The sequence below is a fragment of the Pseudomonas extremaustralis genome (assembly GCF_900102035.1).
GTDB lineage: Bacteria > Pseudomonadota > Gammaproteobacteria > Pseudomonadales > Pseudomonadaceae > Aquipseudomonas > Aquipseudomonas extremaustralis.
The window spans coordinates 2,820,379-2,846,930 of record NZ_LT629689.1 but is presented as its reverse complement, the minus strand read 5'-3'; the positions used below and the strand labels follow the sequence as shown (position 1 = coordinate 2,846,930).

The 26,552-nt window shown below is 54.8% G+C and carries 17 protein-coding genes; 6 read left to right on the top strand and 11 right to left on the bottom strand.

What is annotated here, in order from left to right; translation table 11 throughout:
• The first annotated feature begins 38 nt into the window (after window positions 1-38).
• The 3 genes from BLR63_RS12970 to BLR63_RS12960 are packed head-to-tail and all read left to right on the top strand — an operon-like array spanning window position 39 to window position 4,532.
• Window positions 39-1,040 carry a TRAFAC clade GTPase domain-containing protein gene (locus BLR63_RS12970; RefSeq protein ID WP_010567519.1) on the top strand — a complete coding sequence of 334 codons (1,002 nt, stop codon included), beginning with the start codon at window positions 39-41 and terminating at the stop codon, window positions 1,038-1,040.
• On the top strand, window positions 1,037-1,888 hold the full coding sequence (locus tag BLR63_RS12965; RefSeq protein WP_010567518.1) for a TRAFAC clade GTPase domain-containing protein: 852 nt from the start codon (window positions 1,037-1,039) through the stop codon (window positions 1,886-1,888). The genes BLR63_RS12970 and BLR63_RS12965 overlap by 4 nt, the downstream gene beginning before the upstream one ends.
• Before the next feature lie 4 nt (window positions 1,889-1,892).
• Window positions 1,893-4,532, top strand: coding sequence for a GAP1-N1 domain-containing protein (locus BLR63_RS12960; RefSeq protein WP_081480398.1), 2,640 nt, complete (start codon window positions 1,893-1,895; stop codon window positions 4,530-4,532).
• 349 nt (window positions 4,533-4,881) lie between these two features.
• Here BLR63_RS12960 and tnpC read toward each other — a convergent pair whose 3' ends face one another.
• Both tnpC and tnpB read right to left on the bottom strand, forming a co-directional pair.
• Entirely contained in the window at window positions 4,882-6,426 is a 1,545-nt protein-coding gene (tnpC, locus tag BLR63_RS12955) for an IS66 family transposase (RefSeq protein WP_010568141.1), read from the bottom strand.
• Between the two features lie 18 nt (window positions 6,427-6,444).
• A complete protein-coding gene (gene tnpB, locus BLR63_RS12950; protein ID WP_010568142.1) occupies window positions 6,445-6,804 on the bottom strand; it encodes an IS66 family insertion sequence element accessory protein TnpB in 360 nt (119 codons plus the stop codon).
• Window positions 6,805-6,958: 154 nt separating this feature from the next.
• Here tnpB and BLR63_RS12945 point away from each other — a divergent pair.
• A protein-coding gene (locus BLR63_RS12945; protein WP_086008204.1) for an IS3 family transposase occupies window positions 6,959-8,328 on the top strand; the annotation gives its coding sequence in 2 pieces (ribosomal slippage) (window positions 6,959-7,427 and window positions 7,427-8,328; 1,371 coding nt in all).
• 208 nt (window positions 8,329-8,536) lie between these two features.
• On the opposite strand, the gene BLR63_RS12940 is transcribed toward BLR63_RS12945, so the two are convergent.
• From BLR63_RS12940 to mobH, 5 genes are all read right to left on the bottom strand, one after another.
• Window positions 8,537-10,510: a hypothetical protein gene (locus BLR63_RS12940; RefSeq protein WP_034113481.1), complete on the bottom strand. Its 1,974-nt coding sequence runs from the start codon at window positions 10,508-10,510 to the stop codon at window positions 8,537-8,539.
• On the bottom strand, window positions 10,500-12,443 hold the full coding sequence (locus BLR63_RS12935) for a coiled-coil domain-containing protein (RefSeq protein ID WP_010567744.1): 1,944 nt from the start codon (window positions 12,441-12,443) through the stop codon (window positions 10,500-10,502). Before BLR63_RS12935 ends, BLR63_RS12940 begins: the two co-directional genes overlap by 11 nt.
• Entirely contained in the window at window positions 12,440-13,090 is a 651-nt protein-coding gene (locus tag BLR63_RS12930; RefSeq protein ID WP_034113479.1) for a hypothetical protein, read from the bottom strand. Before BLR63_RS12930 ends, BLR63_RS12935 begins: the two co-directional genes overlap by 4 nt.
• 530 nt (window positions 13,091-13,620) lie before the next feature.
• Window positions 13,621-19,563 (bottom strand): AAA family ATPase, encoded by a 5,943-nt coding sequence (locus BLR63_RS12925; protein ID WP_010567742.1) that lies wholly within the window; start codon window positions 19,561-19,563, stop codon window positions 13,621-13,623.
• A gap of 582 nt (window positions 19,564-20,145) precedes the next feature.
• A complete protein-coding gene (gene mobH / locus BLR63_RS12920) occupies window positions 20,146-21,870 on the bottom strand; it encodes a MobH family relaxase (RefSeq protein ID WP_010567741.1) in 1,725 nt (574 codons plus the stop codon).
• A gap of 224 nt (window positions 21,871-22,094) precedes the next feature.
• On the opposite strand from mobH, the gene BLR63_RS12915 reads away from it, so the two are divergent.
• Complete coding sequence (locus tag BLR63_RS12915) at window positions 22,095-22,292, top strand: DUF7740 domain-containing protein (protein WP_034113511.1); 198 nt, start codon at window positions 22,095-22,097, stop codon at window positions 22,290-22,292.
• Window positions 22,293-22,424: 132 nt separating this feature from the next.
• On the opposite strand, the gene BLR63_RS12910 is transcribed toward BLR63_RS12915, so the two are convergent.
• Window positions 22,425-23,387 carry an ArdC family protein gene (locus BLR63_RS12910; protein WP_010567739.1) on the bottom strand — a complete coding sequence of 321 codons (963 nt, stop codon included), beginning with the start codon at window positions 23,385-23,387 and terminating at the stop codon, window positions 22,425-22,427.
• A gap of 132 nt (window positions 23,388-23,519) precedes the next feature.
• Window positions 23,520-23,849 carry a hypothetical protein gene (locus tag BLR63_RS12905; protein WP_010567738.1) on the bottom strand — a complete coding sequence of 110 codons (330 nt, stop codon included), beginning with the start codon at window positions 23,847-23,849 and terminating at the stop codon, window positions 23,520-23,522.
• 455 nt (window positions 23,850-24,304) lie between these two features.
• Here BLR63_RS12905 and BLR63_RS12900 point away from each other — a divergent pair, with 455 nt between their 5' ends.
• Window positions 24,305-24,703 carry a DUF3742 family protein gene (locus tag BLR63_RS12900; RefSeq protein ID WP_010567737.1) on the top strand — a complete coding sequence of 133 codons (399 nt, stop codon included), beginning with the start codon at window positions 24,305-24,307 and terminating at the stop codon, window positions 24,701-24,703.
• On the opposite strand, the gene BLR63_RS12895 is transcribed toward BLR63_RS12900, so the two are convergent.
• Window positions 24,692-26,233, bottom strand: coding sequence for a conjugal transfer protein TraG N-terminal domain-containing protein (locus BLR63_RS12895; protein ID WP_010567736.1), 1,542 nt, complete (start codon window positions 26,231-26,233; stop codon window positions 24,692-24,694). The two genes, BLR63_RS12900 and BLR63_RS12895, sit on opposite strands and share 12 nt — an antisense overlap.
• A 10-nt stretch (window positions 26,234-26,243) precedes the next feature.
• Window positions 26,244-26,552: a hypothetical protein gene (locus BLR63_RS12890; protein WP_042947769.1), complete on the bottom strand. Its 309-nt coding sequence runs from the start codon at window positions 26,550-26,552 to the stop codon at window positions 26,244-26,246.

The following is a 26,552-nucleotide window of genomic DNA, read 5'->3' as shown; positions in this document are numbered from 1 at the left end:
CAGTCCCGGAATGCACATACTCACAGACTGGGGTATGCATGCAGAGCTATGCCACGCTTGAGGAGTGCCCAGCTCATCACGCATTTTTGTCCGTGACTGACGATTTGGACCTCTTGAGGGATGAGACGAGCACCGATTATGAGGGGAAGACGGTCTATGAAATTAAGGCAGACCTTGGTCTAGGTGAGGCCGTCCTAAATGCGCCCATGCACAAGGCTCAGTTGCCACGCAGTGGCACACTTGGATTAGCAGAGGCTGATCTACTGATGAGCGAGAGATACGTCAACCTGATCGGCATTGTTGGTCTACCCGATGCCGGTAAAACAGCCTGTATTGCAAGCCTTTATCTACAACTGGCTCATGACTCCCTCGAGGGCTTCAGCTATGCAGATAGCATGACGCTCATGGCGTTGGAGGAGATTTCCCGCGGTTCACGACGCTGGAATGATGGCCGTCCTCCTAGACAGATGACGGTCCATACAGAACTGCCCGATGACAGGCAGGCGGGCTTTTTACATCTGAGGTTGCGACGCCATTCAGACGCTCACAAATTCGATGTTTTGATGCCTGACCTCCCAGGCGAATGGTCTCGGAGCCTGATTCAATCTGGCGATTCAGAGAGATTCACCTTTCTCCAGGCCGCCGAGGTTGTTTGGATTATGGTGAACGGCCGAGACTTTCTTGACGTTAAAACTCGCGAACTGGCAATCCATAGGACGACGAATCTCCTCGAGCGTCTTTCTTTGCTGCTTCCAGTCTCACGGCCAAAAATTATTCTCGTCGCCAGTTGGCGAGACAGCGGAAGCATCCCTGAGCAGGTATTAAAGCGCGTGCAGGACTCGGGCGGAGAATTTGGTTTCAAGATTGAGCTTGCTTCGATCGCATCTTTTTCTGAGAGTCACGAAGTAGCACCGGGTTCTGGTTTTGCTGAGCTAATTAGTCGGTCGCTTAAGCTTTCAGAGAAAACTCCGGATCCATGGCCTATGGACCAAGCGTCAAATTCGCATCGGGCGTTTCTCAACTTCGGAAAGAATTTATGAATCGGAAGTCTATAATTCTTGTAGGCGGGCCTGACTCCGGTAAGAGCAATTACGTAGGGAGGCTTTGGGCCGCGCTGAAAGCTGGCAAAGGGCAACTGCAACGCGCAGGTATGCCGCAAAATATTGAGTATGTAGAGAGCATCTGCGAAAACTTGCTTCAAGGCGAATTCGCTGGTCGAACGGATACCAATACTGAGCGGCAGGATTTTTGTGTACCGCTCAAACTTGAGCAGAGTAATAATCCGACTGAATTAATCGTCCCGGATTTTACTGGTGAGCTTTGGCGAGACGCTGTGAAAAACTCAGACATCCCACGTGAATGGTTGGACACGTTGGAGAGCGCTGAGGGTGCGCTGCTCTTTGTGCGAGTACTTTCACCCCTGAACGTGCAACCGCTCGACTGGGTGGCCACACGAAGTGCCCTTAGCTTCATCGGAGAGGGGAACGAGGAGGTGGAGCTGCCTACTCAAGTGATTCTTTGTGAGCTCTTACGTCTCTTGCAGCAGCGTCTCTCTATGAGACCAGATGGTAAAAAACCACGAGTGGCCATTGTTGTGACTGCTTGGGATAAGTTAGACGCTGCTAGCCAAGAAGCTGGTCCGCAGGCCTATTTACGTAAGCAATTTCCATTATTTGCTGGGGCGCTAGAGGATGCTCGGCGAGTCGAGGCGCGAGTCTACGGGGTCAGCATCGTGGGCGGAGATCTGCAGTACGACCCTGACTTTCAGGAAAAATATCAGAGTATGATCATGGCTGAGAGTGGTTCCGTTACTCTCGAGCGTGATGGCGCATGGTATCAAGATGCTGATGTCACAATACCTGTAGCTTGGGCGATTGGCGCCCAATGAAATCATGACAATTTTAGATCAGCAGCTACATGGCTACCGTAATGGGCATCAGCTCCTCTCTTCTTCGGCCAAGCTGTCAAAGGCCGATCAGGATTTGGTTGACCGCCTATCTGACGTGGCCGGACCGCTTCGACCTGGCGAGCATTTTGATTCCTACCTCACCTGCTACCCACTTCCATCGGGATCGTACTACGTCATTGCACGAACATGGCAGGACTTGGATGCGCCGAGAGCGGGTTGTGTTCGAACCCGAAGTTATTTCATTCCGGTACCGGATTGGACCACTAATGTTGACATTCTGGCATTGGTTAAATCGCTTACTCTCGAAGGACCCACTGCGCCCGCTAAGCGAATTCATCTTGCTCGAGAAACTGGTACGTTTGCGTCAGTTGACGCCTCTGAATGCATCGAATTGGTCGAAGCGTTGTTCCTTGAGGATCGTAAACCGATTGTCGTTTTCGACGCTTCTAAGCCGGAAGGAATTACGCTTCGGCTTCTGACAGCGCTATGGCCGTCTTTGCGAACAAGATTTGCTGTCTCCACTTTTGCTCTATCACCTCGATCCATCGGCAGCATCAGCTTTGACCTAGTGTTCGCGCCCAAGAATGCCAGGTCTCGCTTCAGTGATTGGCCGGGTCGTCGCATTGATGGGCGCAATTTTGCTGAAGGCCGTCACCGATGGTCTCGAAAAATTGTGCAGAGCGTATTTCAGGATCAGCCGCCTGTTCTGCTGAGCGACGACGTGTTGGGTGAGCTATCGACAGCTCAAGGTGGAACCGAGGCGGATTTGAGGATATCTCTTCTTTGGAACGAGCTGTACGAAAAGCTGGAAGTTTCACCCAACGCAGCATTGGGACTGTTGGACATTGCAAATAGCCGATCTCCTCGTAATATCAGGGCAATTAAGCGACTTGAGCCGGAACTCGGTAGTGCGGCAATACGTGCCGCTGAAACGCTCCCGTCCACCGACGCTTGGCGCTTTTTATTAGCACTTACGGAAAAGCTGAATGGCGTACGGCTAAAGCTTTCATCGGCCAAGGCTATCCGGAATGCGGCGATGAACTTAGCCGCGAAGTCCCCAAACGATGCTATTCGCAGTGTCGAAATGCTTGCTTCTAGTCGAGGTCGTAAGCTGCTGATTGGTGCGATTGGAGACGGATTGTCCCAGCGGTTTGACACTGATGTTGCTGAAGGGATAGCCGCGCTTCAGCCGGCGAATGTACTTCAACTCTTATTGCTAAGCTCCCCGCTCTCTAAAGTGGCCCTAAAAAAATTTCCGAGCCTCTCAGAACCGCTTGCGACGGCAATTGCTAACGCATCGAAATCAACTCGTGACTTAGCGACGCGGCGTATTCTGAAATACTTAGTCGAAGAACTATATGCTCCGGCCGCGCGGTCCTTGATCGCTGAACTTGATGAAGAAGAACTGTTGGCGGAAACCAGCTTACTCTTTGAGGCAAACCGTCTCGCTGCTGAGAGCCTGCACCGACCTTTGGCTGAAAGGGCAAAGGAAATAGGCGCACTATCTCCTTTACGCACCCTGACCGCTAGTTTTCCAGAGAGTGCGGGAGCAGATGCGCTCCTTACTCATCTTATAGCGCCAGTCAGGGAAGACCTCGAATGGATGATGACTCTTAGTCTGATCACGGATCAGCGACGGCTTCAACATGTATCCCGATTGTTGCAGTCAGCCAGTTTAGGTCAACTAAGATCTATGCTCGGAGGTGTGAACGAAGCTGACGTGTTAGAACTATTGATGAAGGATCTTAGTGAAAACGTCGATATTGTTAAACGGATCCTGAACGCCAATGTTCTGTCTGCGTCTTCAACGATCAATATGACGCTGCATCTGCTGCCATATGCAGCTGGTGATGATGTCGCAAGGCTGGCTTCGCGCGCGGTGGAGGTTATTCTAGCGCGCGAAGCGGGTGAGGTTGACAGTACTGCATTAGCATTGTTACTTCAGACCGCCGGTGATTGCCTGGACGGGCGCAGAGCTATCTTCATTGGATTGAACAGGAAGACATCGGCTAATGTATTTGCAGGGCATTTATCAGCCTTTAATCATTCATCGAGTGAAGTTCGCCAGCAAATAATGTCTGCAATTCCCGAACTTGCTACAGCTATTATCGCGAGAGGACGAATTGATTATCCGGAGTCGGCGGTCTTGGATGCGGCCAACTTGCTTTGGGATTCTGGTGCCCGCCACCAGCGCGGGTTTCTCGACGCATCTGCGGCGTTAATGCCATTCCTATTGCAAGCGAGGCACGATCCTGTTTCGCCACTGATAGCGGCTGCATTTCCACCAGTTTACAAGTTGTTGATGAAAGAAAATAACGCACCTGACATCCTGAAGTTTTTTCTTTTCGCTGATTGGGACAAGTGCAAAACTGCGCGCCATCATTTGGTAGATGCGTTTATGCATTCAAATTGGCGCGCTACGGACATAGCGCTGGCTGCCGCACGTGCAGGAGATCTCGACAAGATACTTCATCGCATCGCTGAACAAGCTGGGGGAGGGCAGCGAATTTTAGAGATTGAACGCGATCTATTACTCATCCCCAATCCATGGTCAAACCAAATCCGAGGAGCATTGAGATTTCTGACTCGCGATGACTCGTTATCAGATGGACCGAGTTTTTAAGTTTGTCAACTTCTCGCAGGAAACTGGTCAGAACCTGGATTTTCTTTGGGCCTCCCTAACCTTGGCGCATTGTTGAAGGTGGTGTGTCAGCCGGAAGACTTCGGGAGGTATCAAATGACTGACCGACGCCCTTCAACAAGGGCGTCACCTCCATACGCGGCAGTTGTTGGCCGCTTGCTGCCTATGCTTAAGGTCGGTAAAGGACCCGTTGAGGCCCGCCATGAGTGGCTGTGCCATAACATTTTTATCGGTCGCTAAAGGGTATCCGTCCGGCCAACTCACCTTCCGAACTCCAGCATTAAGGGTAAGCGATCCATAAACCCCACCTATCCCAAGGTGGGTCAACGGTTTACCGTGGCATCTCCGGTGAGCAGTTCCACGGCAGCAAGGCTTCGTAGTCTTCGACCGTCGAGGCATATGGCAACCGCTCCAGTACGTGGCGCAGCCACGTATAGGGCTCCTGGCCGTTGACCTTGGCGGTCTCGACCAAGCTGTAAATCTTTGCGCTGGCGGCGGCGCCGTTGACGGTATCACTGAACAACCAAGCTTTGCGTCCGATCACAAACGGCTTGATCGCTCTTTCAGCGGCGTTGTTGTCGATGGGTAAATAACCCGCTTCGACATAGCGCTCCAGTCGGTTCCAGTTATTCGCCAGATAGTGCACAGCCTTGCCTAATGCGCTTTGCGGCGTCACTTGGGATTGGGTCTTAGCCAGCCAGCTTTTCAGTTGGGCCAGGATCGGCAAGCTCTTCTCCTGACGAGCGATAAACCGTTGTTCATCGCTGGCGTCTTTGGATTCGCGTTCGATGCTGTACAGTTTGTTGATCATCGTCAGCGCGATATCAGCCCTCCCGGTTTTACCCTTAGGCTGCACTTTTTGCGCATCCACGAACTTGCGGCGTGCATGCGCCATGCATGCCAGTCGCTCCACGCCCGGCTGCAACGCGAAGGCGTTATAGCCGGCGTAATCATCGGTCATCACATAGCCGCGATAGCTGTCCAGCAAACGCAACGGTACATCCTGCGCTCGGCTGGAGGTGTAGTCGAACAGCACGACTTTCTTGTCCGGTGGGCCACTGGCCTGCACCCACATCCAGGATTGACTGGTCGGGTCACGATCCGGCTCCTTCAACACCTGCACGCGGGTTTCATCGCAGTGGATCACCGGGCTTTCCAGCAAGCGGTCGCGCATCAAATTCAGCAGTGGCTGGAAGTGTTCGCTGCACTGGATCACCCAGCGCGCCAGCGTCTGGCGCGCAATCTCGACGCCATGTCGGCTGAGCACGGTTTCAAACCGGTGCAACGGCAAGCCATCGACGTATTTGGTAGTCAGCAGCATCGCCAGCACGCTGGGACTGGCCATACTCTTTTCGATCAACTGAGCAGGCTTGTCAGCCGTGACCGGTGCAGTTTCACAGCCCCGGCAACCGTAGACCTTGCGGATGTGCCTGATGACACGGATCTGCATCGGCACGATGTCCAGTTGTTCGCTGGTTTCTTCGCCGATGGCGTGTTTGCGGCAACCGCAGGCACAGGTCAGTTCGTGTTCAGGCAGTTCGTGGATGATTTCGATACGCGGCAGATCGGCCGACAACGGCTTGCGCTTGCCACGGCGCGGCGTCGGCGCAACGGCTTCTTCGTCAGGGTCATCAACGAGCGGCATCGGCTCGCTTTCGGGCTCGTTGAACAGCGCCAGTTGCGGCGTGTTGGGCTCGACAGTCTGTTCGGACTTGCGCCCGAACAAGCGGTCGCGCAGCAACTTGATCTGCTCTTTCAGGTCGACGATGTGGGTTTGATAAGCCTGGGCCACTTCTTCCTGGCGACTGAGTGCCTCAAGCAGCAGTTGCTTGAGCAAAACAGGATCATCAGGCAGGTCGTCGGGCAGGGAAATCATGGCCCGGATTATACCGGGTCAGGCTACGTAGCGTGGGGTCAAAACCTGATGAGGGCGGTTGCGCCAAAGGTCAAAACCGTCGAGCAACCAGTTCAGTTCCTGGACGCTCAATACGATGGCTTCGTCGGTGACGTGGGGCGAGGTTTTGAAACGCTCGGATTCCAGGCGCTTGAGCCAAAGACAGAAGCCGTTGCGCTCCCAATAGAGGATTTTCACCCGGTTGCGGGAGCGATTCAGAAAAACGAAAAGTACCGGGTCGAAGACGGCCACCTTGATATCCAGCTCGACCAGGGCGGCCAGGCCGTCGATGGATTTTCGGAAGTCCACGGACTTGGGGTAAAGGTAAACTTTTTCGACTTTGGCGTCGGGACGCATCATGAGGTGCTGGCTCCAGAAAGAGATCGGGAGCGCAGCATCGGGCTTCAATGGGCGGCTTTGAATGTGTGAGTGATGGATCGGTTACCATTAAGGACGATGGTGTCCGCGTATTGATCTGACCCCGAAATGTTGGACATCAACATCCAGGGGTGTCATGAAAAAGTACACAGAGCAGGCGAAATTGTCGGTTGTTGAAGATTACTGTTCGGGGAGCGCAGGTCACAGAGAGGTCGCGCATCGTCACGGGGTCAATGCCTCTTCGCTTCGAAAGTGGATTGCGGCATATCAGGCGCTTGGTGCCGCAGGCCTCAAAAGTAAGAGAAAGAAGAACTACAGCCCTGAGTTCAAGCTGAATGTATTGCAGCGTATGCGAGAGGAAGAGCTGTCCTATCGCCAAGTCGCTGCCCTGTTTGATATCCGGAAATCCGACATCATTGGCGAATGGGAGCGCAGGTATGATGAAGGCGGTTTGGAGGCCTTGTCCCGGCAGCCAGCAAGCGGACTTCACAAAAAAATGACAAACCCCATCCCGTCCATTCAGCTTGAATCTTCGGACGATGAAGCTCGTACGCGTGATGATTTGCTGGCCGAATTGAGCCAGTTGCGGATGGAAATTGCTTATTTAAAAAAGCTCGATGCCTTGGTTCAAGTGAAGGAACGAGCAGCGCAGCCGAAAAAGCGCAAATCGTGATTGAACTGAGGCAGGAGCACTCTCTGGAAGGCCTTCTGAAATTGGCTGGCCTGGCCCGTAGCACTTTTTATTATCAACAAAAGGTGCAGCAATCCGTTGATAAATACGCAGAGCTGAAGTCCAGAATTCGCTCAATTTTCGACGAGCACAAGGGCCGATATGGCTATCGCCGAATCACTGCTGCCGTTCGGCGAGCTGGCCATCTTGTGAACCACAAGACTGTTCAGCGCCTCATGGGCGAGCTTCAGTTGAAAAGCCGTGTGCGCATAAAGAAATACCGGGCCTACAGAGGCGAAGAGGGTCAGGTAGCGCCGAACCTGCTGAAACGGAAGTTCGATGCCAAACGACCGAACCAGAAATGGGTAACCGATGTGACGGAGTTTCGGGTCGGGGGGCAGAAGCTTTATCTCTCGCCGATCCTTGACCTCTATAACGGCGAAATAATCGCCTTCAAGACCGCGAGGCGCCCGCTGTTCGACATGGTTGGTGCGATGCTACGGCAAGCTTTTGAGAGGCTGCGGCCACGCGATAAACCAATCTTGCATTCCGACCAGGGATGGCAGTACCGGATGCCTATCTACCGCCGCGTACTGAACGAGCATGCGGTAAAGCCAAGCATGTCCCGCAAAGGAAATTGCTATGACAATGCGGCTATGGAAAGCTTTTTTGGCACGTTGAAATCCGAGTTCTTTTACCTGAACAAATTCAACAGTCTCGATGAGCTTGAAGCAGGTATAGAGGACTACATACACTACTACAATCATTCGCGAATCAGGCTGAAGCTAAGTGGCCTGAGCCCTGTGGAATACAGGACTCAAGCACGGCGGGCATAGATGGCGTCCAACATTTCGGGGTCAGATCATATTTACGCGGACACCATCGTCCTTAATGCTGGAGTTCGGAAGGTGAGTTGGCCGGACGGATACGTTGCATCAGGGGAGGGTGGCGGTGAAGTATCTTTCTCTGAAAGATAGCTCTCTGTCGACTGCTATGTGATCCGAAGGTACTGCGATGAGGACGGTAGGCGCACTGCTTCCATTGCTACTGGCTTGCAGCTCTCTTTCTAGGTTTGGTCGTCTTCAGGGACATCGACGAAGGTGATTTGAGATTTCCTGGCACTCTGAAAACAACAAGGTGACGCACAATGCTGCTGTTTGTGGGGAGGACGGAATCGTACCAGATACACTCCTCCAGGCTGGGCGGTGGACCCTTGCGATCCACAATCTCCAAGACGCCCAGAAAGCCAAGTTTCACGTTCGTATTTTGGTAGCTAGCGGCTTGATCGCAGTAGGTTCTCGCAGCCGCTCGGTCCAGATGTCCATGATGGCGCTTCATCTCGATGACGAGCCTATGGCCACCGAATCCGGCATAGAGATCCGCCCGCCCTGTTGCAACACCTTCTACTTCGTCCAGGATTTCACAGCTTCGATAGTTGCCAGACAGCCACTGCCAAAGATCTTGCTGCAGCTGGAACTCTGTTGCCGCTGGATCACGTAGATACTTACCTCGATCACGTAGCTCCTTGGTTCCCCCATCCTGACGGGTTTTGCAGAAGAGGACAATTTGAGCAAGGAGTTCGTTGAAATGGATCCGGACCTCCCCTGAATAGTCTTGACAGGCCTCTAGGTGGGATGTGAGCCCCTTGAGTAGTCGCTGGACCACCGGGTTGCTGAAATCATTCGATACGTCGTACCGATCATTCAGCGCTGTTTCGATGCGATGCAATGCGTCGGAAGACCACTCGGGCGGAAGTTCAGGGCTTCTGAGCAACTGCTGAAGCATCGGATAGCTTTCGTTAGGCGACGGCTTTCCCAATTCGACATTATTGACCTCCAGTTGCGCAATGCGAGCACGAAGGATGCGTGCGGTATCCTTGTGTCCTGGCTCCCAGTCGGGCTCAGCGAGAAGATCGTCAAGAAGGGCTAGCTGCCCGCGCTCCCGTACGAAGCTGGCTTCTATCCGGGGGCGCAAAAGCTGGCCTAGTCCACCTTTGGTTTCGAAGGTGCGGTCAGCATCAAAGACCGCTAGCAGGTTTTCGATGATGGCACTCGCCTTTAGCCAGCTTGGACGTGTTAAGTCTCTGCATGCTTGCTGCACTGATCTCATCAATCGTACCCATTGGATTTCTCGATCCGCTCGAGGCATGAGCCAATCTGGAAGGTGCTGATTACCTAGAGCGAGTCTCCGGTCTTGAACGGCTCTGGTTAGGGACTCAGCGCGCTCATTCATGAACTCCGCTGGTGCACCTGTAGAGAATCCTCGAATGATGTCTACGACTGCCGCATATGCCGCAGCATCAGCTCGGTCCTCGTCCACTGCCTGGGCGTCTCGCAAAAGAGCCTTAGTGATTTCTAGATGCTGGTTGATCTCCTCAAGGGAGCCAGCATCCAGAGCCTTGGATAGGCTCACCAGTGCAAGTTCAAAGGCTGCCTCACCCTCTGCATCCTCGATCTTGCGCAACTCGTTCAAGGTGACTACTAGCTCTGGCTCTTGCCAGGCGTACAGGGCGACGCCAGCTAGTTTTGCCGCATGCTGCGCATACAGGTTGTTCGCGTTGGATTTGATGCAGGCCAGGATCTTGAGCGGTATGAACTTTGAGATGCTGGATGCCAGAGCCAGGCGGAACAATGCTTCAAGCGCGTAAGCGGCTATCAGCTCCTGTTTTTTTGTGGTCTGAGATTCGATGCGTTGTTCCAGTACGCTAGCAAGTCGGGTGCTGATACGCTGGCGGAGGGGGGGGCTGCAGATGACGATGTCTGCCGCTGAACGTATGGCGCAAGGATCCTGACACTCCGCGAATCCTTGAAGCAGCAGCTTGTCAATGTCAGCCGACTCATCTGGGAGCGCGCTGTTTGCAAACTCTGCGAGCACATCAAGATACGGCGACTCCACCAACGACTGCGCTTGTGCCATCAAGGCTGCCATCCCTCCCAGCGACGCAATCGTCAGTGGCGTCGCGGATTGCAGGTGCTGCTCTATGGCACCCAGCAAGCAAGGCTGCTGGTTACCAGACATAGCCGCCTTCCGGAGCCACACGACACTGCTTTTCCCCAAGCGCCTTGAGTACGGCAGGCGCGTTCGCACTCGCAATGAAAATCTGCAGGCCCTGCGTTTCGTTGGCTACTCGCCGAAGTTCGGTCAGAAGCTTTGCCAGATCATTCTCACTGGTTTCCTCGGAGCCGGGTGAGTCGATGATCAGCAGGCCAGGGTGGCGCCCGACGCCCAGATTCTGGCCGACGCGTAACAACGCGATGGCTGTAGCAATGCGCAGCCTGAGACGTTCACCGGGAGTCAGCCTGCTGAACGCTGATTTCTGATTGCCTTTGCGTACTGCCATCTTCGCGTCGGAGCCAAGCTCAATAGATTCAAGCCCGAGCGCACCGAATTCGTTTGCCAGGCGAAGTATCTCCTGATTGAGTTTATCCATTAGATCGACCTTGCCTTCATCAAAGGCTTTCTTCGCCTCTTTCAGGGCAACATCAATCAACCCTGCATCCTCGGGTGGTTGTGGCGACGGGGTCGGGTCGCTGTGTGCGTGCATTTCCCCCTCTAGCCGTGCGACGAGAAGTTCAGCCTCCCGCTGTTGCTGATAACTTTTGCTCGTACTTGCACTTGCTAGCGTTTCTTGGGCAAGGGAAAAATTTCGCGACGCAGTCTTGGTCTTGGCTTCGAGATCCCGATGTATTGCCTTCGCCGCTTGATAAGCGGCTTGCGAAGCGACTGTACGGGCCTCTGCTTCGTCCAGCAGCTCTGAACTGTCGTCTTGTCCGTCTTGGCTGATGGGCTCTGAGCACAACGAGCAACTCTGCTCAACGCTCTCCCGCTTGATCCGTGCCTTGGGCACGGCTTTCTCGCAGCGAGGACAGCTGCTCGGCTGCAGGCCGGTGAAGAAAGCTGCAGTCACTAGATTTTCTCGCAGGTCGCGGAGTGCTCGCTGGTCGCCATCTGCTACCCCCCTGAGTGCCGCTAGCTCAACTGCTGCGCCGAGCGTTGCCTGCTCCAGTTGGAGTGTCTGGTTGGAAAGCTCCCTGGCATTTACAGTCAACCTGTCAAGGGACTCTGCAGTTATGCCTGTACTATTGAGCAACGCTAGGTCACGGCGGGCTTGCTCAAGTTGGACCGTGATTCGACCTCTCGATTCTTTACCCTGTTCGTTTCGGGCGGAGTGAGTGCGACTTGCATATGCCAACTGCTGCTCTATTTCCTTCTTGGCAGTGCCTGCTTGCATGACAGTGCTTGCCCATGGCAAGCCAATGTAGAGTTGGAGCATGCGTGCCGGCAGCCCTGCCATCAGGACGTCACCCAGCAGTGCCTTGTGATCCCCTCCAAAGTAGAGTGCCCCAGACAAGGCTGGCCATCCATGAGAGACGGTGCTGCCGCCTTCATCGTTATTCTTGCGGGATGGAATTGACTGAAGATCAAAAGCGCTCATCATGAATCGTGACATGGCAGCAGCAAATCCTTCATCGCTGCTAAATCGGTCAATGACTTCGGGCATGCCATTGGGGCGAATAACCTTGAGCACTCCATTGGGTCTTTTATCATTGACGTCAAACTCGACGATGTGATGACGATCATCAAGGTTGAAGCTGAGCTGGACCCATGAAAGCCAACTGCGCACGTCCTCCTGTAGGTCCTTGGCATCACCGCGCAAGCACCATAGGATGACCTCGAGGACACTCGATTTACCCACCAGATTGGACTTTCCTAAGCTGCCATGGCTGGTGACGGCCCAGACACCCGAGCTCAAGTCTGCCCAGGTGAAGTCGATGGGGCCGCTGACCTTTCCCACCTTCTGGCCCTTGAATGCAATTCCGGATACGGTCATCTTGGGCGTGGGCCTTACAGGCCGATCTACATAAACACCGCGCCGCTGAAGGCGGGATTCTGCCTCTGTTACCGACAATCCGGTGTCATTGGCGACCGTTTCAAGCCAACTCATGGTCATGCGGCATTTCCTTGCAAAAGAGCTTCCAAACGTTGTCGTACGCGATCTGTGATAGGCGCGATGATGTGCTTGAGTGCGGTGTCGGCGTACTCGGCCTGAAGGTACTGGCGGTCTTTCAGTGCCTTACCTCCCGCGCCACCGGCTATCCGGGCTACCACGCAGGCCCTATCTCTGTACCAGGCGATCTCCTCAGCCATTTCCGACAGCTCGTTCATGGCATATCTACCTTTAAGCGTCAGCAGGTAGATATGCTCTTGTACCTTGCCGGGAGAGCCTTGACGTTTGATCCTGATAAACTCGGCAGCGCGCAGAATCGATAGTGCGTTGTCTAACGGTTCAAAAGCACCAAAGCGATAGCGGATCATCGGGACACGACGCAGATCGGGCTCTCGGGAATCAAGTATTTTTTGCGCCAGAACTAATGATGCCGGATCGCCTCCAGCTTCAAACTCCGTGAGCAATTCGTTGGCAAGATAGTCGGGATTTCGCATCCAGAAATCCAAGGCCTGAAGACGAGACTGAGCACGCAACGTTGCGACGACATCGGTTCCCCAAGATTGATTGATGACGTCTGTGGAGCCAGCATCAATGCAAGCGAGAAGTCGTACAGCGCTCTGACGATCGCTGGCTATGGGAATAGAACTCAACGGACGGTGCCCCCCATTACGTCGTGCGCTTCAATGCGCAGATGAATTCTTAATTAAGCAGTGCTGATGAATGGCACATTAGCATCATTTTGTAAGAGTCTGTCAGAATGGCAGGACTGAATTGCATTTTCTGAGTGGGCGCCCCTATAGCTGCAACTACGGGGCATTCCGAGCGATCTCTTGAGTTATGGTAACTATTGAGGCGAAAAAATGGATGTTCATTGGAGCGCAAAACATACGTGCCCACGCTGTGGTCAGGAGTTCCCATTTCCCGCCCTAAAAGCTTGGGGACAGCACAAATCAGAGTGTATGGCGTCATCGAAGCCTGCGGTCCCCAAGAGGAAGCCCACGAAAGCGAAGTACTAGTTCCTAATAAGCCCATTGCTCATGGCTTTAGGGTGCATCATGTGTGGCGTGTTGCGTGTAGACGCAACCAATGTGGTCTATGAACGAACTCACAGATTGATTGGGGCAGTAAAGGAGCAAGAACGCCCCATCATCGTTCTGACGGGGCTATTCCAGTTAGCAGGTTATCGCTCGACTCGGCTCAGGTAGCTTTCGGCAGGTTTATCACCGTCCACTGAGCGACAAGCGTGTACCCAGATATCAAGAGGACCTGCAACGTCTTCTAGAGCTTTGCGACCCTTCGACGTAACGACGAGCGCGACTCCTTCTCCCCAGAATTGATCTTGATCAACATCCAGCGAGGCGCCATCACGCCACCAGATTAGTTTCGCAACGCATTCGCCGACCTGATCAATGTAGTTCATCCAATTGTCTGGATCATGTTGCCACTCCAGACGCTGCAGCCACTCAGGGCACAGCACCAAGAAATGCTCTGGATAACTAGGTATGCGACTGATCGACACCCTACGGACAATAGTCGGAGATGGCTCTTCAGGCGCCCACACTCCTTCAATCCACAGGGCGCCGGGAAGTGAGTAGCCCGTACTCGCCCTGCGTTCCTTGTCGGCAAAGAACGGCGCTCTTGCCCTTGTCATTTCAAGGTTGCGTCTCACAAAACGGCAGTAAAAATGAGATATCTCGGCAATGACAGAGTCGCCGTTATCCATCAGCGGCGAAAGGTCGAGTTCAGTCTCATCCAGCCACTGCATCTCCCCCGAATGCCATCCTGCGTCATGGTGCGCGAAAGGACGTGGCATGAAGGCTGGTCGCACCGTCGGACCAATGAGCGGTGGCGTGTCGGCTTGATAGTTCATGCCATAGAGCAAATTGGGGATGGCGGGAGCCCCCACTTGTCCTGCCAGACGAAGCTCTCCCGCAACATGGCGAAGCGCTCTGAGCGCTGCGAGCATATGCGGTCTAAAGAAGGTGATCTTCATGTCCACTTTAGACAGCCCGGATTGCAAGCGTGTTGTCTCGGATTGGCCAAATGCCTCCAGCCCACCCCATGACTCGATCAGGAAGTAGCAGCGATGGCGGATGGTTGCCATTGAGATGCCGGTTCGGGCCAGGTCATCGACTTGAGAGGTGAGTGCAGCTGTCCATCCGAGTGGGTCGTTCACACGCATCGCCCCGGACGAGGGGTCGGTCAGAAACGAGGGTTCGAGTTCACCCTTGCTGGCAGGCATCTGCAAACGATAGAAAAATGGTAGCTCCTGTCGTGTCATTGCCCAGGCATTTCCCCAACGATCCAGAAGACAACCTGCAAAGACCGCCACTACGTAGTCCGGATCATTTACCAACGGCGAAATCCGCTCGGCCCAATCCGTCGCAGTAGCGTGCGTGTCGCGCAGAAGTAGCTGAAGCGCCTCCGCTGGCTCATCCGCGTTGCCTTCCAATAGGGCGTCTACCAGTAAATGAAAGGCCGCCCTGCCTTGAGGTGCCCTCGATAGCTGCAGGGCACCAGCGCGGGCAAGATTTGTCAGTTCAATGGCAGAAAGGGAAAAGGACCATTGGAACAGCGCCGCAATCAGTGCTTCATCAGATTCAGGGGCCTGCGTTGGAAGGTTAATCTGAGCGAGCGAATGCTCTCTGGTCGTTGCAAGTTGTTCGGCAAGAAGCTCCCACACTGCTGCCCAATTTGGCGTTGCGCAGATAGTCGACAGCACATCCTTACTGTCAAACAGGATCGGGGATGAATTGTCCGGCGCGGTAATGAGTTCCTCGAGCAAGTCTGCGTAGGCTTCTTTATGCACCTTTGATCCATCAAGCTCAATGAGTGCTCGAAAGTACTTTAGCTTCGCTGCGCCTCTCCAGTAGCTCCAGCCAGGGCGACCATCGTCATGGCTCTGGCTATCATTCACCAGACGCCTAGCCAGTGTCTTGTCATCTTCGGCAAGCGCTCGTTCGATCAGTGAGAAGCGGGCATGACTGTCGCGTTGGATGGAGGGCCAGCGTTCAAAAATAGCAGTCGCTTCTTCCAGTGTTGCGGTATCCAAGAGGCGCGAGAATGCGCGGGCAGAGTCGTAGCTCGGAGCTTTGTCGCGGCTAAGCTCATCATCAAGGAGGCTCAATGAGCCAATGTCATCGTACTTTCCTGGCGTGCCCCTATCATGAGGTATGGGTGTCTCAGCTTGCCAACGACGCAGTGCATCATGGGCACGCTCGTTGTTGATTCCCCTTTGCTTCAGCGCCGCGACAAGGCGCTGAAGCAACCTGACTCGTGCTGCGCTCGTGCTGTGAATCTCAACACCATCCAGCAGGGTTCCAACAACCGCGGAAAGGTCTGTTTCTGGAGCAATGGCAACGACTTGGCTGACGAACTCGCCAGTTTGATCCTCCCGGTAGTACGGTTCAGTGTAGAAAGGAAGGGCAAGTGATCGCCAAGTGACCGCGCATGACGCGGCCAATTCTGGATTTCGTCGGACTACTCCGATCATCAGCGCATTGATAGCGCGATCCCAGCTCAAAAGCCCCTCTGAGGTGAGTACTTTGGCGGCGCGATACCCGAGTGCAGAATCGCACAACGCCGCCTCTGACAGCGCTCTGGAGGCCAAACGATGAGCGGCATCACGGCCCTCCGTCAGGGTCATGCCAGCAAGCTGTTTTAGCATAAGGACTACACGCTGCGCGCGACCAGCAGGATCCTGATGGTTGGCGCATTCTAGAAGATCTCCCCACAAAGAGTATTGTGGATCTTTTTTGGCCGGCAGGGCATAGCCAAGCGTGTTGGTATGCAGCTGTTGCAACAGTTCGCGGGCGCGTTCGGTGTTGCCCATCTCAGCGAACAGTTTTGCCAGGCCTGCGATCAGATCGATGTGTTCTTCAGGGGTATTACCGTGGATCACACCCAAAAGGTCTTCCAGTCGATCGAAGGCTGCTTGCATATCGCCATTGCTGTGAAAAATCTCTTCAATCGCCGCTCTTCGGGAAGGAATGTTCTGCTTGGCGGTCCCCTTTCTATTGGCAAATGACGAGTCAAACAGTTGCACCACTGCTTTGAATTCTTGCTCGCCACACATTGAGGCGATCCGAATCATCATCCGGCTCAAGATCGGATCAATGTTGTTCAGTTGATGGGTCGCATAGAATTCACTAGAACTCGCCGCGCGAGCATTGTCGAGAAAGCCAAGCAGAGCTTGAGTCGCCTGAATGACTTCACCTGGCGTGATTTCATGACCTGTAAGTGCTCGACCCAGCAGCATGCCAATTGTGTTGGCATGGTGCTGCAGTGGTCTCAGTACCGGACTCTTCGACTTTGCGGTATTGGTAACGGGTAGCCTAAGTGCTGAGGCGAGTGCTGCGTGCTGTATGACTGCATGGGTGATGTTCTCCGCATTATGCTCCCCGATGGCGTCATCCATTAATGCGATGGATGGAGTTTCCAGTCCTTCAAAAATCGTGGTGGACACTGTTTCGTTACCGAGGCGTAGGGCGAGGGTCGCCAATTGCCTACGCATGCCACTAGCAATGCCTGGGAAGCTTGGATGTGTATGCGCTGCGTCGACAAATGTGTGTGCTCTATCAAGTTCTCGGTGATCGTATGCGCGTAGGCCGGCTTCGATCAACAGGTAGGGCAGTTCAGAGTCACTGACACCAAGCTGCCTTGCCGTGAGCGATGGGTCGCTATCAGGATCGGCGAGCATGGCCGAACGGGCGACGTTGCAGCGAAGTGTGGTGATGTCCTCAACGTCCAGCCCGTGTCCGCCTTCGGTGGCGGTCAACTTCGCCAAACATGTCTCTATCTGTTCCGCGTCCCGAAAGTGGAAGACCCGCTGTGCCCACTCTTCCAAATCTGAGTGAATAGGGGACGGCTGTGAATCCTTGGAGAAGGGGTCAATCTTATTGAATAGAGCCTTGGCACTATCGATTTCGCCCGCTACAAGAAGCACATCAATAGCCTTGTAGTGGTCGCCGATTTGTCCCTCTGCCATCGTTCGGACTCCATCAATATCGCCGAGCGCCTGCAGCGCATCGACAACTGCAGGGGCGTACTCAATTGCGGAGCAGCGGCGTTCCATTTCATCTCGTGCGAGCAGCAGACGAAAGACCGCAGATGCGTCTGGCTCGTGCTTGGCACAAATCAATGCCAGGCGAATGTCACCTTGGATCTCAGTCGCTGGGCGTGAATCTGCCAGTTGATGCCTGAATCGGCGCGGCTGTGCCAGCCTGAGTACGTCCTGGTGTAGCTCGGCGCGTGCCAGGTACCTCAACTCGAGCCAGCGTTGCGGGTTATCGGATTCTGCAAAGCGGGCGAGCTCCGCCAGCTTGCAATAGATGGATGGTGCATAGTCTGGGTCAAGTTTCCCAAAGCGAAGTTTGGGTTGTTCCAGTACAAACAGGCGGAAGCTATTGTGGAACACACTCCAGCCGTGAGTGGTCTGGCTGAGTAGATGGCTCGTCGATCTCAATGCCGTTTCTACAGCGTGCTCTGACGTGGCTACTGCCAGCAATTCGGGTGGGATTGGACCTTCAGCACGTGCAATAAAATCGATGACCTTTCTCGCGTCTGCATCATCGGAAATTTCGCGCCATGCCGCCTTGTAGACACGCTCAATGTCGCCTTCAAAGCTGAAGGCCCCGTTTAACAGTGCTTCCCGACGAGCTACGTCTGCTTGACGCAGAGCTTCTATCAAGTACCGCGCTACTAGAGGGTGTCCCTGGCAAAGCTCATAGATGCTAGGTCGGGGCACGGCTTTGTCCAACCCAAGCTTCAGTGCCATCTCGCTGACGGCTTCTGGTGAGAGCGGTGCGATCTGAATATTACGATCCGCCAGGGAGGCTTGTTCCCGAACCTGATGCTTCAGGCTAGTCAGTTCCAGTCGCTGGGTTCCGAGTAGGATCAATACGCCAGCTGGCAACGCCTCTGGGAGTGGCAGCTCTGCCAGCAGTGAGCGAGCAGGGTGCTCTTCTCGGGGGATGTGATCCAATCCATCGACGATGATCAGTGTGCGGATGCCTTCATCGCGATAACGGTCTCCAGCTTGGCGCAGCAGTTGCTCAAGCTCTAGCTGTCGCTCTTGAAGGGTGTTGTTGCGGGCCAAGCGTCCCGCCAAGCCACTTTGCCTAAGCTGAGTGTTGAGATCGTCGAGGAAGTTATCGGCTTCGGCGCGGCCAATGCCTTGGCCTTCGCCAGGCATGTAGGCAAGGTATCGCACCAGCTGCAGCGTCGGCCCGCCACTGAGTGCCGATTGGAGTAGGGTGGACTTACCAGCTCCTGGAGGGCCGACAAGGGCCAGGTATCCGTGGTCCAGTCGGTCAATGCATTCGAGAAGTTGTTGTTCGGTTTTGCGATTACGCTGAACGTGCTCGCCAATAGGGAACTGGTGGGGGCGGTGCACGATGAAGCGATCCTTCCAGCCAAGTTCTGCAAGCAGCTCGGCGCGGCTCCAACGATCCTTATTGCGCCGATCGGCGACCAAGTCGGGGAGCTTTGAGGCAATTTGCTGGACTAGCTTTAACGACTCTGACGACAGGCGATGGCGCAAGATGAAGTCAGCGGCTGATCCCGTTAGAAAATGGACTGCATGTAGGAACGTCTCGAAATCCGCGACAGGGAGTTTCGACGCCGCCGCAAGCTTGTCAATGAAGGGCTGCCAGCGGGTGGCTTTCCATTCGGATAAGGTGCGGCTGTGGTAAAGCTCGAACTCTCGCAAGAAAGCAGCGCTGTGATCGTCCTTGTCGCTTAACAAGTGATCATTGGTGGTGGGTATGTCGTTGGTAACGAAGCGAACTTCTGTCAAGGCCTCACCATGGGATTGGCGCAGACTCGTCCATGCGGTCACCAGCTTCAGCAACATGCCTTCTGCGCCAAGCAGCAGGGCTTCAATCTGGAAAGCTTTGGGGAACGTGGAGGTCTTGAATTGGTGACCAACTGCCTTTCCCGGAAGGCCTAGTACGAGATCGTCAGCAATACCTGCGCTACGATCAGCTAGACCAACCCAATTCAACTGGTCTTTATCTAACGCGGCATAGATGGCTGCTGCGCCGGATTGATACTGTTGAACGAATCCGCGTTGCGCGTTGCGTTCGCCCTCTCCTGAGGTCATGGTGTTGGTTGACTCTCTCATTATGCCTCTCAACTATCCGTACTGTCCGTGATGACGGACGTTGTTCAATCCATGAGGTAAAGCAATCCGGGGTCTTGAGTGCGCGGGCACACTGTGGGGACAGTGTGACGACCTAGGAGTGATCATATCAACTCGGCTTCATATGAAAACGCGTTACCCTGACAGCCCACTGGATCGTTACCAATCGGTGGTAGTAGTTGTTTCAATAAGAGGGTCTGCGCGTTATCGCGGGGTTTGCTGCATCGGTTTGCGACGTGCTTAGAGATAATGGCGGGACTTCAGTCGAGCTGCAGGGAATCTTGCGAAACAACAGTCTGCACGTAGCAAGCTGGTTATGAACCGTTCAGGTGTGCTCCAGCTTGAGGTCGCACGCTATGCAGGCGCTTCTGTCCCAAACGTCCCGGACGAATACAGTCCGAGTGGAGCGGAAAGGTCTGACAGGGTGGGGTTTTCGGTGTTCACTGCATCCAATCCATCATCGAACGCTATGAGCCGCCGGGGAGCGGCAAGAGAGCGGTTCAGTGGCGAGTGCACCCCAGAGTCGATTCTGCGTGTCGAGCTCCAATGGGATGCTACGGAAATTTAAGCTTTTTCGACCTTAAGAAAAGGATTGTCGGCAGGCATCGTTTCGAACAGCAGTTCCGGCTTTTCTAGCAAATAACCTTTGAGTCTTGCTTTCTTCCGAGGACCTTCGACCTGACAGATCCAGATGTTCAAGCCATCGTCCCGTTTCCTGTGGACCTTCAGTTTTTCGAACTGCTTCTGCACCCAACGCCATTCTTCAATCTCTTGATCGGATTCCTGTGAGATACCAGGAAACTCCCGCGCGTAGCGTTGGAAGAGACCTGGTGTGACCAATAGCACGGTGCCGCTCACCGTGTGGATTTTAGCCTTGCTGTCGTTGATGATCAGCTTGTGGTTCTGGATGCCTTCCTTGACCCAATTCAGGAAAGCCTGACCTGGGTTGTCCAAAGGGGGGGCTGAGACTTCGAGAGCATTTTCTGACGGCGTATCACGCACCTCGGCTTCTCCCATTTCGAACATATCCAGCAACGTTCCGAGGTAGTCGGCATCTTCCATCGCCATTGGATCTTCCATCGATTGTTTTTGATGCGATCCTGTTCCGCCTGCCTTGGGTGCTGGTGATGATACTGGTGCGTCAGTCGGGTGCTCATCGACTGCAACGCTCACCATTCCGCGGAAAGCCTCAGGCCGCTCTTCGCTCCCCCAAATCAACGCCGGTTGAAGGCGCAGAAAGGTAAAGCTCTGCTGCCAGTTTCCCTGCGCGACAATAGCGGTCCAGATGGCTTTGCCTTCCGGGGTCGACTCGACCAGCCCATGCGATTGCAGCTCGTCGAACACAGCGATGTTGGATGAGGGAATGCCCTCAATCGATTGCGACAGCAGATAGGCTCGCAGCTTGTCCGTGACCGTCTTGCTGACCAGCCACAGTGTGTCTTGAGTCAACCAACCCGCGGCACCCGGCTGGTTGAGTTTCAGCTCGTGCTGAACCAGATGACGCAGTCCGCTGATCAAGTGATGTTGCAGCGAATGAATCGGCGCTTGTAGCGCCTTGCTTGGGTTGCCGCCAATGTTCTGTGTGGTGGAGACTCGGTCGGCTTGAATCACCAGTTCGCCCAGCACACCAGCATGTTCATACTGACCGGCCAGGACATACAGCAGACTGGCCCACAGCGACGGAAATCCACTGAGCCAGTCCAGGATCGGGCGGTCGAGAATTTGGGTATAGAGCAAGCCTGCGGCGGCACCGTGCAGGTGGTAGTCACGACCTTTGATGTAACGAAAACGGTAGGGCTGATCCAGGGGACCCTGCCAAGGATGCCAAAGCCGGCCATCCTGGCATTCGACCTGCAGGTCCACGGCGATCTTGCCGATGTCATGGAGCAGGGCGCCATAGGCGATGCCAGCGGACCAAGCGTCGGTCTGAGCGGCCTGGTCTTCGGGCGCGGCGCCAGTGGGAAGCAGATACGACTGACGCAGTTTCAAACTGCAAGCGACCAGCTCCAGGCCATGGTCGAGCATGCCGCCGAGATACGCATGGTGGTGCGTCTCGCTGGCCGGGAGTTGCTGGACCTGTTCGGCGTAGCGACGGATCGGATTTAAGTAGAGCTGGGCGAATTGGGCGTGGGAGAGGGCGGTGTACTGCCAGATGCGATCGAGCAACTGGCGGCGGTGCTCCGCGGCTAACAAGCTGTGGACCGACTCGATGGGCAGGTAACCGTCGGCGACGTTGACGGTCGGTGGTGGAGGAGGCTTCTGCTTTTTGTGGCGAAACAGACTGAGCATCGTGACCTCCGGGAAGTGACAGGGTCAGTGGCCCTTTAGCCTTTTCGGATAGGGCTCTTACCCTTGAATCCCCATTCCCTTCCAACCCTTACCTGTCCTTTTGGCTCGTGTCCCTTTGTGCCGCAATCGGAATATTGATACGGCTGGGCATCATTTTGTTGGAGGGCTGGTACGGAAAAGACAAGAGTCGGTACACTGCGGTGCGAATTTTCTCGGGGCTTGCCATGAATCTGACTGACGCCACGCTGGTGCTGCTCCTTGCGGCACGTATCCATGGGACAGACGAAGCCGTCAGGGCCTCGGCGAGGAGCGTGGTCAAGAAGTTGCCACGCAGTAAGCGCGATCTGATCTACAAGGTGATCGACAGCCGGAGACCACTCGAGCTGGTGGATTTTCTGGCGCAGAACCTGGATGCGGAATGACAGGCTGCTGGTGTGCGCGCCTCTCTTGTTCTTTGCGCCAGAGTCCCGCGGCATGGAGCCTTTCTTCTGAGCATAAAAAAGGGCCCAACTCGTGTCAGGCCCTTTGAAGCGTTTGCAACGGTGAGGTATCGATTAAGCTCCATCGTTCATGCAAGGCGAGTCATCCATGACCGCTTGCTTCAGTTGCTGCTCCAAGTCGAGTACATACTCCGATGCGCTTCGGGCGTGACCACTGGCGCGAAAGATCGCGCGCTTGTCTGCCTTGAGCAGACCGAGCCAGGAGTCGATGTAGCCCTCGTGCCGAAGCTCTCCCTGTATACCGGAGTAGGCACATAAAAACGCCGCGCCCATTTCCGCGATCAACTCCTCAAACGCGTAGCCTGGCGAGCCAAACGGACAGACTGACGTCACGCCTTCGCGCTGCAACCGAGTGCGATGCCCGGTCCAGTGCGTCAGCTCGTGAAGTGCGGTGGCGTAATACCCACCTTCATCGTGAAATTGCGCTTTTGTCGGCAGTTGGATGAGATCCCTGATCGGGTGGTAAAAGGCTTCGTCGGCAGATCGATGAACGATTTTCGCCCCGGAACTGAGCAGCAGATTTTCCGCAACGCTGTTGGCCAGGAAGGGATCGGTCGGTTCTGTCTCGAGCAGGGTTTCATTGAGCGTTTCGAGCCCCTCTGTTTGCTCGATGTTGAATAGAAAATGCGTCCTGAGAATGCCAAAGTTAGCGACCTTGGGCTGACCGTGTTCATCGAGTACGGGTTGGCCTGACTCGGTCTGTTCCTCGCGCTCCATCGGCTTGTAGAGTACCGCCAGGGTGCTGTGCTCACCCTTACGGATGTGCCCACCGGCCTTTCTGGCTTGGTTGAAGGTCAGCCAACGATCTTGAGTGAATCCCTGCAACCTGGCTTCGGCCCAGAGCAGTGGCAAGTTGATACCCGAATAGGGACGAAGCGTGATGGCGTTGATGGGGTAGGGTTGATGATTGCCGACGTAAGCTGAGCCACTTGAGGACCAGGGTTTGATCCAGGGAGCAACGCCTTGGTCTAACGCGGTAACGATTTTGTCAGTCACGTCTTGGTAGATATCGCGCATGGCATGTTCCTCAACAACGGAGGAACGCCTTGCCCGTCGGGGAGGGTTCCCCGGTGGGTGATGGGTTGGATTGATGCAGGTCTTGCAAGCGCTCCGACTGTGGATGTGGGTGCCGAGTACGGCCATATGCACTTAGCGCTGATGCTCTTCTGCGAGCGCTATCAGTAAGGCGTTAGGCTGGTCTGGCTCGAGGAGCAGGCTAAGGTTTAGTTGCAGCAACGGGTTTTGGCGTGGATGACCGGTTGACGCGATGTGGGCTACCTCGAACAGCACATAGGGCTCGTGTGGATGGGCCAGGTGAGCCTCGAAGGCTGCGCGCAATACGTTGCTCAGGCGATCGACCTGCAGCTTCTCAGGATGACCTGAGCGCTCGAGCAGTACTGCGCGTTGCCACGCGCCAGGCGTGAACACAATGGGTAACTGTAGGGTGTTCAGTGCTTCCGGCGTAAGTGGGTCGGACATGGTGTGCCTCCGTTGAAAACGCGAAGAAACCTGCCCGTGCGGGAGAGAATTTCCCCGCGGTGGGTTGAAGAAAAACAAGAAGGTTTGCCTGGCGAGCGGAGCTCGGAAGACGCTCAAAAGAGCAGTAGGCGTTCATCACCGTAGAAACGGTGACCGTGCGAGCCACCGAACGCTCATCGCACTTGGGGAAGAACCATCACCGAAGTGACGTAGCCTTGAAGGTTCTGGCTGCCTGGGAAGGTGCTGTCGATAACAGCGATCCGTACCTTGTATTTAGCGTAGCGATTTATACGGGTCAACCTCCGAAGAAAAGCTGTGCCCTGATGTTCGTCTTCTATCTTCCAGTGAAGATTTTTTGGCTGGGCAAGCTGATAAACGGTCAAGCACGGACAGTTTTCAGTAGTAGGCTGTTACTCCTGTCTCAATCATGAAAACGCTCAGAAGAGGGCGAGAACATGCCGACTCAGAACCCTGTTCAGAATTCACGTGCCCTCCGCTGGGCGTACGCCTGTGGCATGTCGGTAAAGCGTGGTTATCGCAAATTGAAAGCGTTTGAGTCCCACCTGGCGGAGCGTGCGGTGACGGCAGGTATGCCTGCGGGTAAATTACTCGTTCGCGGGAGCTTTCTGATTGCCAAGCTGGCATTGATCGGAGGTTTGCTCCTTGTCAGCGTTTGGCTGGTTACTTTTTTTATGATGATGTTGGCTGTCATCACTTTGATATGGTTCAGGGCTTTTGTTGGTTCCGATCATCAAGAGGAAAGTCCAGGGCCAGACTACTTGGGTGCTGATCTCTACATTGGTGACTTCGATGACAATGGGCATTATATAGGCGACAGCAAGTCATCTAATTGAGCGCTTAGTAGCCCCCAATATTTGATCCGTACCTTTGCTCGCTGAATCACTTGCGGCTTTGCTACCGTTCGCCAACATGCCTTGAATCCCGTTGCCGACTGAATATCCTGCCCAGCTCATGGCCCCTAGAAACAGCATCGGTAGCACGATGAACATCGCCCCCATCACATACTCGATCACCTGTGCCGTGACGGTTCCCTCCATGAAGCCGGATGTGGGCAGCGATAACAGCACTTGATTGGAAGCCGAAACTTGGTTGTACAAGGTGTCGAGCATGCTGGAGTCGACCCAGCGGGCTAGTTCCCACCAGAAGCTCAGCATGTGCAAGGTGAACAGCGCAAACGTCACCGTCATGACGGTCTTCAACTGGTAGGTACTGACCAACAGAATCAGCGGCAAGCTGATGATGACACCCATGATCAGGAAAGCCTGCACCATCGGTAGAGCGGCGCGTAACGCATTCATCGCCGGGAAGTTGCTGAAGGAGCCAAGGGCTAGCCCGGTATTGGTGGCGAGATTATTGAGCCCCTGATTGATCGACCCGCCGCGAGCACTGGAGCCATAGTCCTGGTAGACCTGTCCGGGCGACATGGACATCGATTGCTGGCGCGGGCTGACCAGTTCGCGCAGGGTGGCATCCTCGATCTCGTTGCTCGAACGGCCAGTCAACCAACCTTTCAGCTGAGTCAGCAGCGAAGGATCGACTTGCTGGATCAAACGTTCGCGCAAGCCAACACCGCTATCGCTCCACCACTGCTTGCAGGTGGGATAGCCCGCGCCATTCTCCAGCCGAGGTAAGGAAACATCTCGGCTTTCGTCATACGGCCAGCTGACTCGCGGTGTGCGTGAACGATCCGTATCGTAGTAACCGGGTGTGTCAAAAAAATAGTTTGAGCCGATCCAGGACGCGTCATAACTTTGTGCCTTGTCCAACTGCGGACGGTTGGTGAATAGCCGAGAACGGGAATAACCATAGCAATCGCGAGTGAAGTCGGCAACTTCCTGCAGCAGTACCTGACTGTCGATGCGCGAGCTGTCGATCTCCATGCGCATTTGTCGGATATCCGGTGCGCAGGGGATGGAGGCGGTGGCCGCCGCGGTTACCCCTTTGCTCAAGGCATGCACCAGAAACCACCAGATCGGTACGTTGGCGGAGCGTTCGCCGATAGTATTGAAGGTGGTCCCCCAGGCGGTTTCCGTCGGTTTGGCGACACTCACGCCGCAGCGCTGACTCGCCGCATCATCGAACGCCATTGAGGCGAGGCTCAGCGGAAAGACGGGCGCGCAACCGAACAAGACGACGATATAGGCCAGCCACAACCGGTTCTCGATCCGCGGCACCGAGAGCAGTCCCTTGTTGCCTTCATCCGCGCCTTGCTGACGGGCAGACAACCATTCCTGCAAGATAATTGCGCCAAAGGGCGCGGCGAATAGCCCGGTGTCGGACAGGACACTCCAGAGGCCGTTGTTGATGATCCAGGCCAGCAGAGAGAGGTAAAACTCCAGGTAGCTGTTGGTGCTCATGAGCATGGTGGTGACCTCACAGTCGGGTGAGTTCGACGCAGGTAAAGAGCACGAGCCCTAACGCTCCAATGCGTTTCACGCGCAGTCGATGCTGTGGTCGATGTCGGTAGCGCCGAAGCAGATCCCACCAGAGCGCAAAGAGGGCGGCGTAGAGCAGGGCGCGCCACCACCGCAGATAAGGTCGTGCCGATTCGAATGCCTGCTGCCAGACCTCGAAACTACCCAGCGCAGTGCGGCCGATCCAGGCGACCAGTGCGGCGGTCAGGATCATCACCACGGCAATCCTCAGACCTGAAAGCAGAGTGAATAGCGGTGAGCGTTTCAT